This window comes from Polaromonas sp., from assembly GCF_012927415.1.
Lineage (GTDB): Bacteria > Pseudomonadota > Gammaproteobacteria > Burkholderiales > Burkholderiaceae_C > Polaromonas.
The window spans coordinates 1-17,153 of sequence record NZ_JABBPF010000097.1; the positions used below are offsets into that span (position 1 = coordinate 1).

Genomic DNA, 17,153 nt, shown 5'->3' on the forward strand with positions numbered 1-17,153 from the left:
TGAGCCGCCGTATTGAGGGCGAAGACCGGGCCGACCTCAAGGAAGCCATGGACCAGCTGGAATACCCTGGCGGCTCCAGCATCATCGCCCGTACCGCCGGCATTGGCCGCAGCGCACCCGAATTGCAATGGGACCTGAACTACCTGATCAAGCTCTGGACCGCGATTGACGGCGCCGGCAAAGGTGGCAAGGGCGCCTTCCTGATTTACCAGGAATCGAGCCTGGTGATTCGCGCCATCCGCGATTACTTCAACAGCGACATTGGCGACATCCTGTTCGACACCGACGACGTCTACGAACAGGCGCGCCAATTCATGGCGCATGTGATGCCCGAGCACGAGCACCGCGTCAAGCGCTACCGCGACGACGCACCACTGTTCAGCCGCTTCCAGATCGAGCACCAGATCGAGTCGGCCTACGCCCGCACCGTACAGTTGCCCTCCGGCGGCGCCATCGTGATCGACCACACCGAAGCACTGGTTTCGGTTGACGTCAACTCGGCGCGCGCTATCAAGGGTGGCGACATCGAGGAAACCGCCACCCGCACCAACCTGGAAGCCGCCGACGAAGTGGCGCGCCAGATGCGCCTACGTGACCTGGGCGGCCTGATCGTCATCGACTTCATCGACATGGAAGAGTCGCGTAACCGCCGCGACGTTGAAAACCGTCTGCGCGATGCGCTGCGACAAGACCGGGCTAGAGTCCAGTTCGGCACCATTAGCAAGTTCGGCCTGATGGAGATGAGCCGACAACGCCTGCGGCCTGCGTTATCAGAAGGCGCGTCAATCCCCTGCCCGCGCTGCGGTGGTTCCGGCCATATCCGCGATACCGAAAGCTCGGCGCTGCAGATTCTGCGCATCATCCAGGAAGAATCCCTGAAGGACAGCACGGCGTCGGTGCTGTGCCAGGTGCCGGTCGATGTGGCGTCTTTCCTGCTCAATGAAAAGCGTTCGGAAATCAGCAAGATCGAGATGAAACAGCGCATCAACGTGCTGCTGGTTCCCAACAAGACGCTGGAAACGCCCAACTACCGACTGGAACGCCTGAAGCACGACGACCCGCGCCTGGACAACATCGAAGCCAGCTACAAGATGGCCGAAGAAATCGAAGACCCGACCCTGGTGACGCGTCGCAGCCAGGAAAAGCACAACAAGCAGGAACCCATCATTAAAGGCGTGCTGCCCGATGCACCGGCTCCCCAGGCCCCGCCCAAACCGGCTGCCCCAGCAGCCGTTGCCGCGCCGATAGCAGTGCCGCGCCCGGCACCCGTGGCGACTGTGCCCGTGGTGGAAAAAGGAATTTTTGGCTGGCTCAAGAGCTTGTTCAGCGACGAGCAAGCGCCAGTGGCCGCCCCGGTGCCGGTTGAAGTAAAAAATGACGTGCGCCCAGGCGAAGCTCGCCGCGACGCCCGCCCTGAAGGGCGCGGAGAGCGCGGTGAACGCTCCGAGCGCGGTGGCCGTGATGGCCGGCGCGGTGGTCGCAGCCGCGGTGAAGGCCGTGGCGAAGCAGGCGCTGGTACCGGCGAAGCCCGTACCGAGAACCGCCCGGAGAATCGTGGAGAAGCTCGTTCAGAGGGCAGGGAAAGCCGCGACGGCCGCGATAATCGCGGTGAAGGCCGTGGCGGCGAGCGCCGTGAACGCAGTCCTGAAGGACGCGCCGAAGGCGGCCGCCAGGAGCGCCAGGAACGCCCGGCCGGTGAAAATCGCAATGAAGGCCGCAGCGACAACGCTGGCGAAGCCCAGCCACGCAGCGAGAGCCAGAGCCGCGAAGGCCGTGGCGACCGCAACCGCCGCGATCGCAGTGACCGTGCCGAGCGGCCAGAACGGGGCGAGCGCATCCCGCGTGATGCCGTAGAGCAGGATCTGGCACTGGCCAACCAGGCGGCAATGGCTGCTGCCATGAACGAAACCAGCGCGCCGCGCCAGGAACGGGTTGCGCCAGATGCTGACCGTGAGGGCGAACGCCAGCAAGGTGCACGCGGTGAAGGCCGCAGCGAGGAGCGCAACGATGGCCGCCGGGAACGTGGCGAGCGCGCTGGCCGTCGCAATGATCGCCGTGGCGATCGTCCTGAAAACGGCAGCGCGCCTGCAGCGGCGCTTCAGACTGACAGCTTTGACGCTGCGCACCCGGCCGTCGTGGCCGGTCCGGACGAGGCTGGCAACCCGGTTGTTCCAGCGTCTTCAACCGACATTCAGGTCCGCCCCGAAGGCCAGGACGAAGGCCAGGATCGTCAGCCACGCGAACGCCGCAGCCGCGACCGTTATGGCCGCGACCGGCGTGAACGCGGCGAGCGCAATGAGCAGCCTGTCGAAGGCAGTGCAACTCCGGTCAAATCCGAGTTTTCAGAGCTAAAGCAGCCTCAGGTCCAGCAAGAACGGATCTCGTCTGCTATTGAATTTTTAGCACCGACAGCGCCGCAGTCCGCCGTTCCCGCTGCGCCTGCACCCGTGCCTGCTGCATCGCCAAGGCCGGCTCCGGTGACGACGCCAGCGATTGCGCCGGCACCCGTTGCCGGTGTCCTGCCCAAGATTCAGACTTACGACCTGCCGTTGCAGGATCTGATCCAGGTGGCGCAGGGTTCGGGCCTGCAGTGGGTCAATTCCGACGCGACGAAAATTGCCGAAGCCAAAGCGGCGATGGCCGCTGAAGTCAAGCCCGTGCAGGTGCCACGCGAGCGCCCTCTCGTGATGGTGTCTGCGGAAGCGCCGCTGGTGCTGGTCGAAACCAAACGCGACTTGGGCACCATGCCGTTGCCGTTCGAAGGTTCGGCGGGCTAACGCCTGGCGAAGGCCTGCCCGGGCACTTGAAAAAAGCGCTGCTGGAAGTCAGTCTGAATCAAAAAAAGCCGCATCCCAGGGTGCGGCTTTTTTTCGGAAAAGTAAGGCCCAATGGGCATGACATCTCATCGGGAAGGGGCCAGGTACATCGGACGTTATGCACTCATGACGCGGCTTGCGCGCCAAGCCTGACCGGGCTGACGCCGCACCTGATTGCGCTGCCGGGCTACCGCGATGTCAACGGCTGATCGGACAAGTCTGCGCGGGCGAGGTTCCATCGCCATCGTATGGAGTGCCCTTGCCCTGCTGTCTAGGCAGCGGGAGCGGCGACGGAGCCGAGTCGCTTTCCGAGAGCCCGCTGCTAGAAAACATTGGCAGGTTAAAACTGCGCCGCCCGCTTGTAAGCCTCGGCAGCCGCCGCTTCATCCTCGCGCTGCTCGGCCAGCTCGGCCAGGGCGCGCCAGGCATTGCGGTGCAGCGTGCGGTCCTGCAGGGCCGGCGCCGCCTGAGACAGCAGCTGACGGGCCTTGCCCCAGAGCTGGCGGCTCAGGCAGGCCATGCCGGCCAGGTACTGGAGATTGGCATCGCGCGGACGGCTGCGCTGCGCGGCTTCAATACTCGCCAGCCACGCCGCATCGAGGGACCCCAGGCCGGCTTCGAGGACCCCAATCAGTTTGAGGCGCAGCTTGTCGCCCAGTTCGGAGCGGCTGTCCATCATGTTTTCCCACACCGGCAGAAGCCAGGAACGGGCCATGTCGGGGTCACCATCGAGCGCCATCAGCCGCGACGCGGCATGGACCATCAGCTCGGGCATGGCACGCTCGTTGTCGTCGAGTGAGTGCCAGGCCCGCTGCAGCTGGGACGGATCGTGCGCGTCATCAAGCAGCTCCAGCGCCAGGCCACGCACGATGCTCTGCGCGGCGTCCGGCGAAAAGGCGCGGTGTTTGGCAAGCAGGCGCGCGGTTTCCAGCGCCTGCGGGGTTTGCCGGGCATAGCGGGCGGCGCGCAGCTTCATGCGCAGGGCCAGCGTGCGTCTGGCAGCGCCCTGCGGCAGCTGGCCCAGCCAGTCCAGTGCCGCGCTGGCGTCGCGATCCTCCAGTGCCCAGCGGGCGGCGCGAAACTGCACACCCTCGCGCACCTCGTGCGCATGGCGCTGGGCCGAACTCTGCAGCGCCTTTTCCAGGTGCTGATCCCGCAAGCTCCGGTTTTGCAGCGCCTGCGCACTTTCGGCCACCAGCAGGTGCGCCAGCGAACGCAGCTGGCTGGCCAGGCTGGCACTGTGGCCGCTGGCGTGTCCCGAGGGGTCAGCGGCCACGCCCAGGCTTTTTTCCTGCGCCAGCGCGTTCTGCGCCGACTTGGAAGCGCGGATGTAACGCCCGGCCATCAGATGCGCCAGCGCGTCCATCAGCGCGCCGTACATGGCGCGCTCCTTTTGCTGGGCGCGCCAGCGCCTGGCCTCAAGCGGCAGCGAAAACACGGCCGATACAGCGCGCGATGCCAAGTAGAGCAGCATGAACAGCCCGGCCAGCAGCAGCACCATGAGGTTGAACGAAATATCCAGCCGGTGCGGCGGCCAGAAGACGGTGACGACCGCCTGGTTGTTGCCGGCAAACAGGGCAATCGCCACAGCCACGCCAAACAGGGCCAGGAACCAGAGAGCGGCGCGCATGGTGTATTTCGCTCCGGCCCGTTTACCGACCCGTTGCCGCGGTGGCGAGCGCGGCCATGGTTTCATCGAGCCGCGGCAACTCGCTGTTTTTGAGCTGGCTCTGCACCTGGGCCAGCAGTTGCACTGCAACCTGGGTTCTGCGCGAAGCCGGATCAAAGTATTTACCCAGCCAGGTTGAGGCGCTGAGCAGATCGGTCCGCGCCACTTCGGTCTGCCGCGAAAGCAGCCCCAGTCGTGCATTGAGCAGCCTGAGCTTGAGGTTTTCACGCAGGAAAAAAGATTGCTCCGGCGCCAGCAAAGCGGCCTCGGGCTGATCGATGCGGCTCACCCGCAACAATTTCCGGGCTTCTTCCCACAAGCTACCCAGTGTGCGCTGCGACCAGGCCTGAAGTGACAAGGAGTCAAACCCCAGCCACGAGGACTTGCCAGCGACCGGTGCACCGGCCTTGACGCCAGCCGGGCGTTCAACCGCGCCGTCCGCAACAGCAGCCGGTCGGGGCGCGCTGTTGGCCACCATCGCGTTGGCGACCGGCAAATCGTCGACCAGGCGAACCAGTTCGTCAAGCTTGATCATCAGCGAAGGCACGTCGGTGACGCTGGCGCCCTTGATGCGGTCGATGTCGCGAGCAATTGCACGCTGCAGGGGATTGAGGCGGGGCTGGGCCGCGCGCTGCAAGCGATTCTCCGCCGACTTGAGCGCCGCCAGCAAGGGTTCGGCGCTGCCGGTCAGTTGTGCCTGCTGCTGCGCCAGTCGCAGGTCAGACTCCACATCGACTACCAGATTTTCATCACGCGACCGGGACAGGCTCTGCATCAACTCCTCAAGCTGGCTGCGCTGCAGGCTGACTTCGCTGAGGCGGGTTTCCTGCATTGCCAGCCGCGCCGACAACTCGCGCGTACCCTCACGGGCCTCGCGCGCCAGCGTGCGCGCCTCGATAGCCTGCGCGCTGGAGTCAAGACTGCGGCGCGCCAGTTCTTCCTGGATAGTGCCAAGCTTTTGCCACAGCAAAGCGCTGCACACTAGAGCGGCAGCGACCAGCGCGGCAAGCAGCAGCAGCCAGTTGCGAGGCACTAGCCAAGCATTTGCCGACCCATTTTTGGGCCGTCCACGCTCCGGCACGGGCTCGGCGTCGGGCAGGGAAGGCAAGGCTATGGGACTATCGCTCATTGAGGCCTGATTCTATCGAGCCAAGCGTCTGCCTGACGTCCTCCAGCGCGGGCCGTGACTCCACAACAACACCCCAGCCAAGCGCCCGCACCGTCGCGGCAATGCGCGGATGGGTGACCAGCGCGCATGCGCCGCTCCAGTCCAGGCCCTGCATGCGCGGCATCCCCGCCAGATTGGCCACAGCCTCGGAACTACTGAACAGCCAGACCGAGCCGTCCGCGCTGGCGGCCACCGCGCGCTGCCGTTGTGCGGCGCTCAGCGTGGGTGGCCGGCGCTCGTACACGCTCAAAAAATCCACCTGCGCACCGGCCGCGGCCCATTGACGGGCAAGCCAGTCGCGGCCTGATGAGCCACTGCTACCCGGCGTGGCGTCAGCGCTTTGCCCGCGCACCACCAGGATGCGTCGTCCTTGCCAGTCGCGCTGGCCAATGACTTGCCACAAGGCTTCCGAATCAAACTGCGGCGCGTCGGGCGCAGGCGCATCGATGCGGGCGGGGGCAACGCCTGCGGCCAGCAGCGCGGCGACCGTGCCTGGTCCGGGCGCCATGAAACGCGGGCTTGCTATTTTATCAATAGCATCTTGCAGCCGTACTCCATGGACCGCAAGCAGATTTTGCTTGAAAAAGTGCTCCACGGCGTGGCCGCTGACGAACATGCATGCGGAGTAGCTTTGCAGTGCCAGCCAAGCCTGTTCAATTGCCCGCATGCTGGCAGCGGGCTGCAAGGAAGCGATTTCAATCAGCGGAAAAACCTCGGCCTCAATGCCGCCCTGCCGCAGCACCTGCGCCCAATGCTGCGCGTCAGCTGCGGGCCGGGTCACCAGGACGCGGACGGTGCTCATGCCGGGCGTCGGCCTTACGCGGTCGGCGCGTTGGCCGCCCACACAGCACCGCCGGCACGCAAGCGCGCCGCCACCGCTTCGCCCAGCGCCTCGGCCTCTTCAAAAGTACGTACCATGGCGGTTTTGCTGACCTGCACCAGCGGCGTTGGCGGCACGGCCGAGGCGCCACTCAGCACATCCACGCCGACGGGGTCACCCCAAGCCGCACTGAGCTGCATCTCATGGCCGCTGCCGTCGGTGGCCGAGCCCTGGGTGAAGGCCGCCAGAGGCATGGAGCAACTGCCGCCCATAGCGCGCGAGACGGTGCGCTCGGCCGTCACAGCCAGCCAGGTAGGCTGATGCGCCAGGCCAGCCAGCGCCTGCAGCAGATCGCTCCGGTCAGCGCGCACCTCGACCCCCAACGCACCCTGCCCGGCAGCCGGCAGCATGTCGGCGAGCGCAAAAGGGCTGCGAATGCGCGATTCGAGTCCCAGACGCTTCAGGCCCGCCGCAGCCAGCACGATGCCGTGGTACAGGCCCTCGTCAAGCTTGCGCAGGCGTGTGTCCAGATTGCCGCGCAGCGGCCGGATCTCAAGATCGGGCCGCATCGCCCTGAGCAGCACCAGCCGGCGCAAGCTGGACGTGCCGACGACGGCGCCCTGCGGCAGCGCGGCAAGCGAGGCAAACTGGTTGGAGACAAAGGCGTCGCGCGGATCTTCGCGCTCGAGCACGCAGGCCAGCGCAAAACCTTCGGGCAGGTCCATCGGCACGTCCTTGAGCGAATGCACGGCCAGATCGGCCCGCCCTTCGCTCAGCGCGACTTCAAGTTCCTTCACGAACAGACCCTTGCCACCCACCTTGCTGAGCGAGCGGTCCAGTATCTGGTCGCCCTGGGTCGTCATGCCGAGCAGTTCTACCTGCCAGCCGAGGCGCTCCTCCAACAGTGCCTTGACGTGCTCGGCCTGCCACATGGCCAGCCGGCTTTCGCGTGTGGCAATCACGACCTTGACGGTTTTCGGGGAGGGTTTAAACGCTGCAGCCACTGGTAACCTGTCGGTAATCTATAGAGGATGTGAATGCTAGCATGTGCCCTGATACCGAAGACACTGACCAAGGGCCAACGATGCAGACGACCGCACGAACAAAAAAAAGCAGGGAAAGTCTCGATGACGGCAAGGAAAGCGTGAAGGTGCCGCTTCAATCCAAACCTTCCGGGCGATCCCGTGACAACGAACGCCCTCTGGTCGAAGACATACGCCTGCTCGGCCGGATTCTTGGCGACGTGATACGAGACCAGGAAGGTATTGCCGCGTACGAGCTGATAGAGCAGGTGCGAAAGCTGTCGGTGGCGTTTCGCCGCGACGCCGACCAGGATGCCGACAAGGCGCTGAAAAAACTACTCAAGGGGCTGTCGGGCGACCAGACCGTCAGCGTGATTCGCGCCTTCACCTATTTCAGCCATCTGGCCAATCTGGCCGAAGACCGCCACCACATCCGCCGCCGCGCCGTTCACGAACGCGCCGGTGACACCCAGGAAGGCAGCATAGAAGTAGCCCTGGCCCGACTGCGCTGGGCCGGCATAGCGCCCAAAACCATCGCCAACACGCTGGCACACAGCTTTGTGTCGCCGGTGCTGACCGCACACCCGACCGAAGTGCAGCGCAAAAGCATTCTGGATGCCGAACGTGGCATCGCGCAGCTGCTGACTGCGCGCGACGGCATCAAGGCGCTGGCGCTGGCCATGAGCCCGACCAGCGTCAGCAAGGACGCGTTAACACCGCGCGAGCTGGCCACCAACGAAGCGCAGCTGCGCGCCCGCGTCATGCAGCTGTGGCAAACGCGTTTGCTGCGCTTTTCCAAGCTTACGGTGGTTGACGAAATCGAAAATGCGCTGAGTTATTACGAGGCGACCTTTCTACGCGAAATTCCCAAGCTTTACGCCAACCTGGAGCGCGAGCTGGGTAACCAGCCAGTGCACAGCTTTTTGCGTATGGGCCAGTGGATAGGCGGCGACCGCGACGGCAACCCCAACGTCACCGCCGAAACCCTCAACTACGCGCTGCGCCGTCAGGCTGACGTGGCGCTACGCCACTACCTGACCGAGGTGCATCTACTGGGCGGAGAATTGTCCATGTCCGCCATGCTGGTGACCTTCAGCCCGGACATGCTGGCCCTGGCGGAAAGTTCACCCGACACCAACGAACACCGCAGGGACGAACCCTACAGGAGGGCCCTGACCGGGGTATATGCCCGGCTCGCCGCCACGCTGAGGGAACTGACCGGTGGCGAGGCTGCACGCCATGCCGTGGCGCCACAAAACGCCTATGCCCGGGCCGAAGAGTTTCTGGCCGACCTGCGCATCATTGAGGCTTCGCTAAAGAACCGTCACGGCGAAGCCCTTATTGCCCAACGCCTGCATCCTCTGATCCGGGCCGTGGAAGTGTTTGGCTTTCACCTTGCTACGGTCGATTTGCGCCAGAGTTCCGACAAACACGAAGAAGTGGTCGCCGAACTGCTGGCTGTGGCACGCCTGGAAGACAGCTACGCCAGCCTGGACGAGATGGCCAAGCGCACGCTGCTGCTCAAGCAGCTCAATGACGCCCGGCCGCTGCGGGTTCTGGGCGCCATTTATTCAGACCTTGCCCAAAGCGAGCTGGCGATTTTTGAAGCTGCGCTCACGGCACGCGCCCGCTTTGGAAAGGAGGCGATTCGCCACTACATCATCAGCCACACCGAAACGGTGAGCGATCTGCTGGAGGTGCTACTGCTACAAAAAGAAGTCGGTCTGATGCACGGCGTGCTGGAAACCTTTCAGGGGAGTGGCCGCGTCCCGGGGCGGCCCGAGGCCACGCATGACCTCATTGTGGTGCCGCTGTTTGAAACCATTGAAGACCTGCGAAATGCGGCACGCATCATGCGGGAGTTCTATGCCTTGCCTGGCATCGCGCAACTGGTGCAGCGCAGCGGCGCGGAGCAGGACATCATGCTGGGCTACAGCGACAGCAACAAGGACGGCGGCATCTTTACCAGCAACTGGGAGCTCTACCGCGCGGAAATCGCCTTGGTGGAGCTGTTCGATAAACTTGCCAACTCGCACAACATTATCCTGAGGATGTTCCATGGCCGGGGCGGCACAGTGGGGCGTGGCGGAGGTCCGAGCTACCAGGCTATTCTGGCGCAGCCGCCCGGCACGGTGCGCGGGCAGATCCGCCTGACCGAGCAAGGTGAGGTAATCGGCTCCAAATACGCCAACCCGGAAATTGGCAGACGCAATCTCGAAACTCTGGTAGCGGCCACGCTGGAGGCCACGCTGCTGCAACCCACCAAACCGGCGACAAAGGCTTTTTTGCAGACCGCAGCAGAACTCTCGCAAGCCAGCATGGCGGCTTACCGCGCGCTGGTCTACGAAACCCCCGGTTTCACTGAATACTTTTTCAGCGCCACGCCGATCCGCGAGATCGCCGAGCTCAATATCGGCTCGCGTCCGGCCTCGCGCAAGCCTTCACAGAAGATTGAAGACCTGCGCGCGATTCCCTGGGGCTTCAGCTGGGGTCAATGCCGGCTGACCTTGCCGGGCTGGTATGGTTTTGGCTCGGCGATCGAGCAGTTTCTCAACCAGGGCGGCTCGCCCGCCAGCCGCAAGGAAGCCTTGAGCCTGTTGCAAAAAATGTACCGGCAGTGGCCGTTTTTTCGCACCTTGCTCAGCAACATGGACATGGTGCTGGCCAAAAGCGATCTGGCGCTGGCTTCGCGCTATGCCGAACTGGTCAGCGACGCCAGGCTGCGCAAAAGAATTTTTAGCGCCATCGAGGCCGAGTGGCTGCGAACAGCAGACACCCTGACGCTGATCACAGGCGAAAAACAGCGACTGGCGGGCAATGCATCCCTGCAAAGGTCGATCCGCCACCGCTTTCCCTACATTGACCCGTTGCATCATTTGCAGGTCGAGTTAGTGCGCCGCTATCGTGAGGGTCAGACCGATCAGCGCGTTCAGACTGGCATCCACATTTCGATCAACGGGATTGCCGCCGGTTTGCGAAATACTGGCTGACCCCGACTGTCGGCCCGGTCCTACAGGGGGGCCGGTGCCGTCCGATACCAGCCGATGCTCCTGACCCTTAGCATGAACACATACGCGCTACAGTGCGCCGCGCGGTTGCGGCGCTGGCGTATCTCCAGGAGATCAAGCATCATGAACCCTTCCGCTGTCAATGCTTCAAGCCGCTTTGCGCTGAGCCACGAAATTGTTTCCAGTGATTTTATGGCCCTCGCTTCGCACATGACCGAGTGCAAGCAGTCTCGCGGGCGATTTTTTACCCTGCGCGCCACACTTGAAACCGTGCACGCGGTGACGGCGCCGCGGCTTGTTACCACCGGGGCTTTGCTGGTGACCTGCAGCCTGGTCTTGTTGGTTTTGGCCTGAGGGAGTGGACGCCGCAGTACTCGACCGGCTGGTAACGCTCAGTCTTCAAGCCCGAAAAATCCTGCAGGCAAGCGGCTCGGAAGCCGAGCCCCCAATCCGCGCCGAGCTGTTTGGTATCCAGCGTTTTGAAGAGCATGGCCGCAGTCTGGCGCGAGCGCAGATCGTTGAATCAGATGCCGAATCGCGTCACCACGCTTCTTTTTTTCCCCGTGTTGAAGAAAACCTGGTTGCACTCCGCAAAGCCTACGATTACGTCGCACTGACTTCACTCAGTGGTCATTACGCCACACCTGCCGCCGAGTGGCTGCTTGACAATTTTCCGCTGATCGAAGCTCAGCTGCAGCAAATCCGTGAGGGTGTGCCGCGCAGTTACTACACCAGCCTGCCGAAGCTCGCGGCAGCGCCATTGCAGGGCCTGCCGCGTGTTTACGGCATCGCCTGGGCCTATGTGGCGCACACCGACAGCGTCCTTGATCCGGAAGTATTTACGGCTTTTCTTAACGCCTACCAGGATTGCAGCGAGTTGCGCCTGAGCGAACTGTGGGCCCTGCCGACCACGTTGCGGGTGGTGTTGCTGGAAAACCTTCGCCGGATGGCTGACGACATCGCTCAAGGCAAGGTGGCACGCGAAGTGGCCCATGCGGTCTGGGACAGCGCGCTGCGGCTGGACGACAGCGGGCTTGATGCGATCTACGCATTGATGAGGCAGCGTGGCCTGCAGCGCAGTTACCTGACCCAGCTCTGGCAGCGCATGCCGACGGAGCTGCTGAAAACTTCGCCCGCAGTGGTGCGCTGGACTGAGAGGCATTGCCCGGACGGTCACGCGCTGATGCTCGAGAGCCAGACCGCCCAGGTAGCGTCTAACCTTACGGTGGGCAACATCATCACCACTTTGCGCCTGATAGGACAGGTGGACTGGGTAGACCTGATAGACCCGGTGAGTCGGTCCTTGCGAGTACTCAGACAGTTGCCCAGCTTCAAGCACGAAAGTGAACAGACGCGTCAACAAATCACTCAGTCCATGGAACGGCTGGCGCGGCAAGCCATAACTTCCGAGCGCGAAGTGGCCGAGGCGGTTGTCGCTGCGGCGCTTGATGTACCCGGTGGCCTGTCCGCGGCAGCAGCTGAGCGCACAGCAGGCTTTTACCTGATTGGCGACGGTCGCATCAGGCTTGAAAATTCGCTTGGCATGGCGACGCACGGCACCCGCACTCGCGCGGGCCGGCGCGAGTGGCATTTGACCCTGTACGTGGCCGTCATGGCCCTGGCGACCCTGCTGGCCGTTTTCCTGGTTGCCCGCCATGTCGACGTGCATGCGTGGCAGGCCATCCTCGCCTTGTTTCTCCTGGCCTGGCCCGCTTCGGAGGCGGTCGCAGCTTTTATGCACCGCCTGATTGCCGAGTCGCTGGAGGTACGTTCGCTGGCGCGGCTGGACTTCTCCGGCGGCATCCCACCCGAGCACCGCGTGCTGGTGGTTATTCCGACGCTGCTGAGTTCTGCGGAGTTCAACCATGAGCTGATGCAGCGCCTGGAATGGCACTGGCTCGCCAACCGCGAGAGCGAAGCACAGTTTGCCTTGCTCACGGACTGGGTTGACGCAACCAGCGTCAGCCTCCCCGGCGACGTCGCCGTGCTCCAGGACGCGCTGGCGCGGCTGGCGACACTGAATGCGCGATATGGGGCTGCAGCAGACGCACCACCGCGATTCCTGCTTCTGCATCGTCCACGCAGCTGGTGCAAGACCCAGCAACGCTGGCTGGGCTGGGAGCGCAAGCGTGGCAAACTCGAACAACTGCTTCGCCTGCTTGCGACTGGCAGCATGGAGGGTTTCACGCCATTGGCCCACGGCCTTAGGCTTGCCGATGGCATACGCTATGTTGTCACGCTGGACAGCGACACCGGCCTGCCACCGGGCGCATTGCGCGAACTTGTCGCCGTGGCGGCCCACCCGCTCAATGCGCCACGCGTCGACAAGGCATTGCGTCGCGTCGTGAGCGGCTACGGCATTCTGCAGCCGCGCGTGGTGACGCCATTGCCAGGACCGCCGCAATACACGCCCTACCACCGGCTGTTTGCCGGCCAGTGCGGAATCGACCCCTATAGCAGCGGCATTTCGGACGTCTATCAAGACCTCTTCGGTACCGGCAGCTTCAGCGGCAAAGGGCTGCTGCACGTCGAGGCGGTTCATGCCGTTCTGGATGAGCGCCTGCCCGGAGAATCCGTTCTGAGCCACGACTTGCTGGAGGGGAGTATCGCGCGCTGCGGCTTTGTCAGCGACGTGGCGCTAATAGAGGATCATCCGCACCATGCGGGCGTGGCTGCTGCACGCAACCATCGCTGGACCCGCGGCGACTGGCAGCTGCTGCCGCTCATGTGGCATGCAAGGCGCTACGGCATCGATGCGCTGGGTGTGTGGAAGATGGGCGACAACCTGCGTCGTTCGCTTGTCATGCCGGGCTCTTTCGCGCTGATAATCTGGGTGATCTTCACCGGGTCGCTGCCACTCTCCGCAGCCTTGCTGGTGACTCTGGCCGCGCTGCTCGCCGGACCCCTCTTGGGGGCGCTGGCAGGCCTAGTGCCGACGCGCCGCGGCATTGCGTGGCATCACTTTTTTCAGGTCGGTAGCGGCGAACTGGTACGCACGGTTGGCGCTGCCGCTTGGCAATTCAGCCAGCTGCCGGTGCAGGCGCTGATGCTGCTGGACGCGGCGGTACGTTCCCTCTGGCGCATGCTGATAAGCCGTCGCCTGCTGCTGGAGTGGACGACTGCCGCACAGGCCCAGGCAGCATCCAGCAACGCTTTTCCGGTTTTTCTGCGCCAACATGCACCAGCGTCGCTGCTTTGCGCGGCGCTGGTCATCGTCGCGCCATGGGCGGCCCATCCGTGGGCAGGCATGCTGCTATTTCTGTTTTGGGCTGCGTCACCGCTGGCCGCATGGTGGGCAAGCCTGCCGTGCCCACAAAACGCGATCCAGGGTCTACACGGAAAAGACAGGCGCTACCTGGAAACCCTGGCCCGCGACACTTGGCGCTTTTTTGAACGCTGCATCGGCGCCGAGGACAACCACCTGCCGCCTGACAACCTGCAACTTGTTCCCGAGCCAACGCTGGCTCACCGCACATCACCAACCAACGTCGGCCTGTATCTACTTGCGGTCTGTTGCGCGCGCGAATTCGGCTGGATCAGCACGGGCGAGCTTGTCAAGCGCCTGGAAGCAACTCTGGACACTATTGAGCAGTTGCCGAAACACCACGGCCACCTGTTCAACTGGTACGACACCCGCACGCTTGCCATTCTGCAGCCTGCCTATGTTTCCACGGTGGACAGCGGAAACCTCGCAGGCCTGCTCCTAGCTGTGGCGCAGGCCTGCATCAGCCTTGCCGAGGGCAGGGCCGATGGGCCGGTGGCGCAGGGTAGCCTGTTGCGGCTGGCCGATCGCTGCCAGGCACTGTACGCGGCCATGGATTTCCATTGCCTGTACGACAGCAAAAGGCATCTTTTCCATATCGGCTTGCGGGTGGAGGAGCAGTCGCTGGACGCCAGTTATTACGACCTGCTAGCCTCCGAGTCACGGTTAACCAGCTTCCTTGCCATTGCCAAGGGCGATGTACCGCGCCGCCACTGGACGGCATTAGGCCGACCTTTCCTGTCGGTCGACGGGACACCGGGGCTCAAATCCTGGTCAGGCTCCATGTTCGAATACCTGATGCCATCGCTGCTAATGCATGAGCCAGGGCATGGCTTACTGCAGACAGCGGCTCACACTGCGGTGGCCGCGCAGCGGGCCTTTGGCAGCGCCCAACAGCTGCCTTGGGGCATATCGGAATCGGCCTATTTTGGCCAGGACCACTCGTTGGCTTACCAGTATTCGCCCTTCGGCGTGCCGCGTCTGGCGTTGCGCCGCACGCCGCTGGCCGACCGGGTGGTGGCGCCGTATGCCACTTTGCTGGCCACGCTTTTTGCGCCTCGCGCGGCGGTCGCCAATCTCAAGCAACTTGAGCGGCTGGGCGCGCGCGGCGAGTTTGGCATGTTTGAGGCGCTAGACTTCACGGTATCGCGCCAGCCGGATAAACAGGCTTTCAGCATCGTCCAGGCATTCATGGCGCATCACCAAGGCATGTCCCTGGTGGCGCTATGCAATGTGCTGCGCCTTGACGCGCCCAGGCGCTGGTTTTCCGCCGACGCACAGGTCGCCGCACATGAGACGCTGCTACATGAACGCACACCACGCCAGATTGTAGAAAGCGCCAATCCGCGCCTGCCGCCCGAGCCCGATGGCCATAGTCTGGAGCCGGTTTTCCAGTCGCGCAACGTCCAGCCGCTAAAGGCAGGATGGAAACCCACCCATCTGTTGTCTAACGGTCGCTACAACGTCGCACTGCGAGCCAATGGCGCCGGGCTCAGCCGCTGGCAAGGGCGCAACATCACACGTTGGCGTGACGATTTGCTGCGCGACGGCTACGGCAGCTTCTTTTACCTCAGGCGCAGCGGCCAGCGTAGCATGGTCTCGCTCACTGCGACGCCAGCTCCGGGCCCGGGCTGGCGCTACCATGCCCGCTTCATGGCTGACCGGGTCCAGTTTGACGCCCAAGGCGATGCGCTGAGCACCACCATCACGGTTCTGGGTAGCCCCGAGGATGACACTGAACTGCGCACCGTGCAGTTGCACAACACGGGTCGCACCGAGCTGCGGCTGGAGCTCGTGTCCTGCTTTGAGGCCGTGCTGGCGGACCCGCGCGCCGACGAGGCGCACCCGGCCTTCTCGAATCTGTTCGTCCAGACCCGCTGGGAACCGCAATGGCGCGCTCTGATGCTGACGCGCCGCCCGCGCCTGCATGGCGACCCGCAAATGGCGGTCTCGCACTTCCTGGCCGAGGCCGACGCAGACCTGATTTCAGTGAAATGCATAGCTGATCGCCGGGTCTTTGCCGGCCGGAATCAGCCGCAGCATCAGCCGGCGCTGTTGGCGCAGCGATTCGAGGCGAACAACAGCCCCGTCAACGGCCTTGATCCGGTGGCTAGCCTGCGCGTCAGACTACGGCTGGCACCCGGTGCCATCGCGAGGCTGAGCTTCGCCACCGCGGCGGCGGAAACCACCGAAGAGCTGGCCCTTCGCATTGACAAATACCTGCAACCGATGCACGTCGAACGAGCCACCCGCATGGCCGCCACGCTGGCCCAGGTCCGGCTACGCGACTTGGCCCTGACCCCTGCGGAACACCTGTCGCTGCAGGACCTGACTACGGCATTGATGTACAGCACGCCCCGGCAGGGCGCCGAGCGCAGCCCGATGGACCAGCGCCAACTGTGGCGCTTTGACATTTCGGGCGACAAGCCCATCGTGCTGGTACGGATACATACTCCCGCTGGCATCCCGCTGGTCAACGCCCTGCTGCGGGCGCAACCATGGTGGACATTTGGCGGCCTGGCCGTAGATGTGGTGGTGCTTAACAGCGAACCCAATTCCTACCTGATGCCGCTGCAGCGGGAAATTCTGACACTGCGCGACCGGCTGATGCAAGCCGTCCAACACAGTTTTCCGAACAACATCAGCGCAGAGCGCTCTTCAGGTTTTTACCTGCTGCGAGAGCATGAAACAGCCGCTAGCGAGAAGGCCGCGCTGTCCGGACTTGCCCGGGTCGTGCTGACGGCCGATGGCCGCCCGTTGGAGGTGCAGGTTGCGGCCCTGCGCGAGAACGGACAATTTCAGCAGACCAACACGACAAGCCGGGCGGCATTTTTTGGTCGTGCGGCGTCTTCCGCCTTGAACGCGACAGCAACCTCCACCGCAACGGGAGTTACACCGCTGGGCCATTTTGATTCTCAGAGTGGCGAGTTTCAATTCGAGCTTCAAGGCGCTCAGGTCCCGCCCCGGCCTTGGGTCAACGTGATTGCCAACCCTGGCTTTGGCTTTCAGATATCGGAGACCGGCAGTGGCCTGACCTGGGCCGGCAACAGCCGTCTGCACCAGATCACGCCTTGGTCCAACGACCCGGTACGCGACCCGGCTTTCGAGCATTGGCTGCTTCAGGACCTGGACAGCGGCCAGGTCTTTCCCCTTTCACCCTCCGTCATTGCGCTCACTGACAGCCACTGGCGCGTACGCCATGGTCAGGGCTATACGGTCTTTGAAGGCAGGCAGGGAGAGCTGGAGACAGAAACGACTTTCTTCGCGGACCGCGCCGAGGCGGTGAAAGTGGTTCAGGTACAGGTTCGGCTGTATGGCAGCGGAAGGCGGCGATTGCGCGCTGTGGCCATGGTGGAATGGCAAATGGGCGACGCGCGTGGCCGCAGGC

8 protein-coding genes are annotated in these 17,153 nt (G+C 63.8%); 4 read left to right on the top strand and 4 right to left on the bottom strand.

The genetic code is table 11. The annotated features are described in order from the left end of the window. On the top strand, nucleotides 1–2,777 hold a 2,777-nt coding region (locus HHJ19_RS09995; protein WP_296906678.1), incomplete at its 5' end, for an Rne/Rng family ribonuclease. Between the two features lie 379 nt (nucleotides 2,778–3,156). On the opposite strand, the gene HHJ19_RS10000 is transcribed toward HHJ19_RS09995, so the two are convergent. From HHJ19_RS10000 to hemC, 4 genes are read right to left on the bottom strand one after another with little or no spacing between them, the layout of a single operon-like run. Continuing rightward, nucleotides 3,157–4,446 (bottom strand): heme biosynthesis HemY N-terminal domain-containing protein, encoded by a 1,290-nt coding sequence (locus HHJ19_RS10000; protein ID WP_296906681.1) that lies wholly within the window; start codon nucleotides 4,444–4,446, stop codon nucleotides 3,157–3,159. A gap of 22 nt (nucleotides 4,447–4,468) precedes the next feature. Then, nucleotides 4,469–5,614: a uroporphyrinogen-III C-methyltransferase gene (locus tag HHJ19_RS10005; RefSeq protein WP_296906685.1), complete on the bottom strand. Its 1,146-nt coding sequence runs from the start codon at nucleotides 5,612–5,614 to the stop codon at nucleotides 4,469–4,471. Continuing rightward, nucleotides 5,604–6,455 (bottom strand): uroporphyrinogen-III synthase, encoded by an 852-nt coding sequence (locus HHJ19_RS10010; RefSeq protein ID WP_296906689.1) that lies wholly within the window; start codon nucleotides 6,453–6,455, stop codon nucleotides 5,604–5,606. Before HHJ19_RS10010 ends, HHJ19_RS10005 begins: the two co-directional genes overlap by 11 nt. 14 nt (nucleotides 6,456–6,469) lie before the next feature. Next, nucleotides 6,470–7,477, bottom strand: a complete 1,008-nt coding sequence (gene hemC, locus HHJ19_RS10015; protein ID WP_296906692.1) for a hydroxymethylbilane synthase — start codon at nucleotides 7,475–7,477, stop codon at nucleotides 6,470–6,472. 80 nt (nucleotides 7,478–7,557) lie between these two features. Here hemC and ppc point away from each other — a divergent pair, with 80 nt between their 5' ends. The 3 genes from ppc to HHJ19_RS10030 all read left to right on the top strand — a co-directional run. After that, on the top strand, nucleotides 7,558–10,485 hold the full coding sequence (gene ppc, locus HHJ19_RS10020; RefSeq protein WP_296906694.1) for a phosphoenolpyruvate carboxylase: 2,928 nt from the start codon (nucleotides 7,558–7,560) through the stop codon (nucleotides 10,483–10,485). A gap of 141 nt (nucleotides 10,486–10,626) precedes the next feature. Continuing rightward, nucleotides 10,627–10,857: a hypothetical protein gene (locus HHJ19_RS10025; protein ID WP_296906696.1), complete on the top strand. Its 231-nt coding sequence runs from the start codon at nucleotides 10,627–10,629 to the stop codon at nucleotides 10,855–10,857. 4 nt (nucleotides 10,858–10,861) lie between these two features. Then, nucleotides 10,862–17,153: glucoamylase family protein (locus HHJ19_RS10030; RefSeq protein WP_296906699.1), on the top strand; the 6,292-nt coding region annotated here is incomplete at its 3' end.

Bases quoted from the DNA above. Each gene is read 5' to 3' on its own strand.
- HHJ19_RS10000 (WP_296906681.1), bottom strand. From the start codon at position 4,446: ATGCGCGCCGCTCTCTGGTTCCTGGCCCTGTTTGGCGTGGCTGTGGCG.
- HHJ19_RS10005 (WP_296906685.1), bottom strand. From the start codon at position 5,614: ATGAGCGATAGTCCCATAGCCTTGCCTTCCCTGCCCGACGCCGAGCCC.
- HHJ19_RS10010 (WP_296906689.1), bottom strand. From the start codon at position 6,455: ATGAGCACCGTCCGCGTCCTGGTGACCCGGCCCGCAGCTGACGCGCAG.
- ppc (WP_296906694.1), top strand. From the start codon at position 7,558: ATGCAGACGACCGCACGAACAAAAAAAAGCAGGGAAAGTCTCGATGAC.
- HHJ19_RS10025 (WP_296906696.1), top strand. From the start codon at position 10,627: ATGAACCCTTCCGCTGTCAATGCTTCAAGCCGCTTTGCGCTGAGCCAC.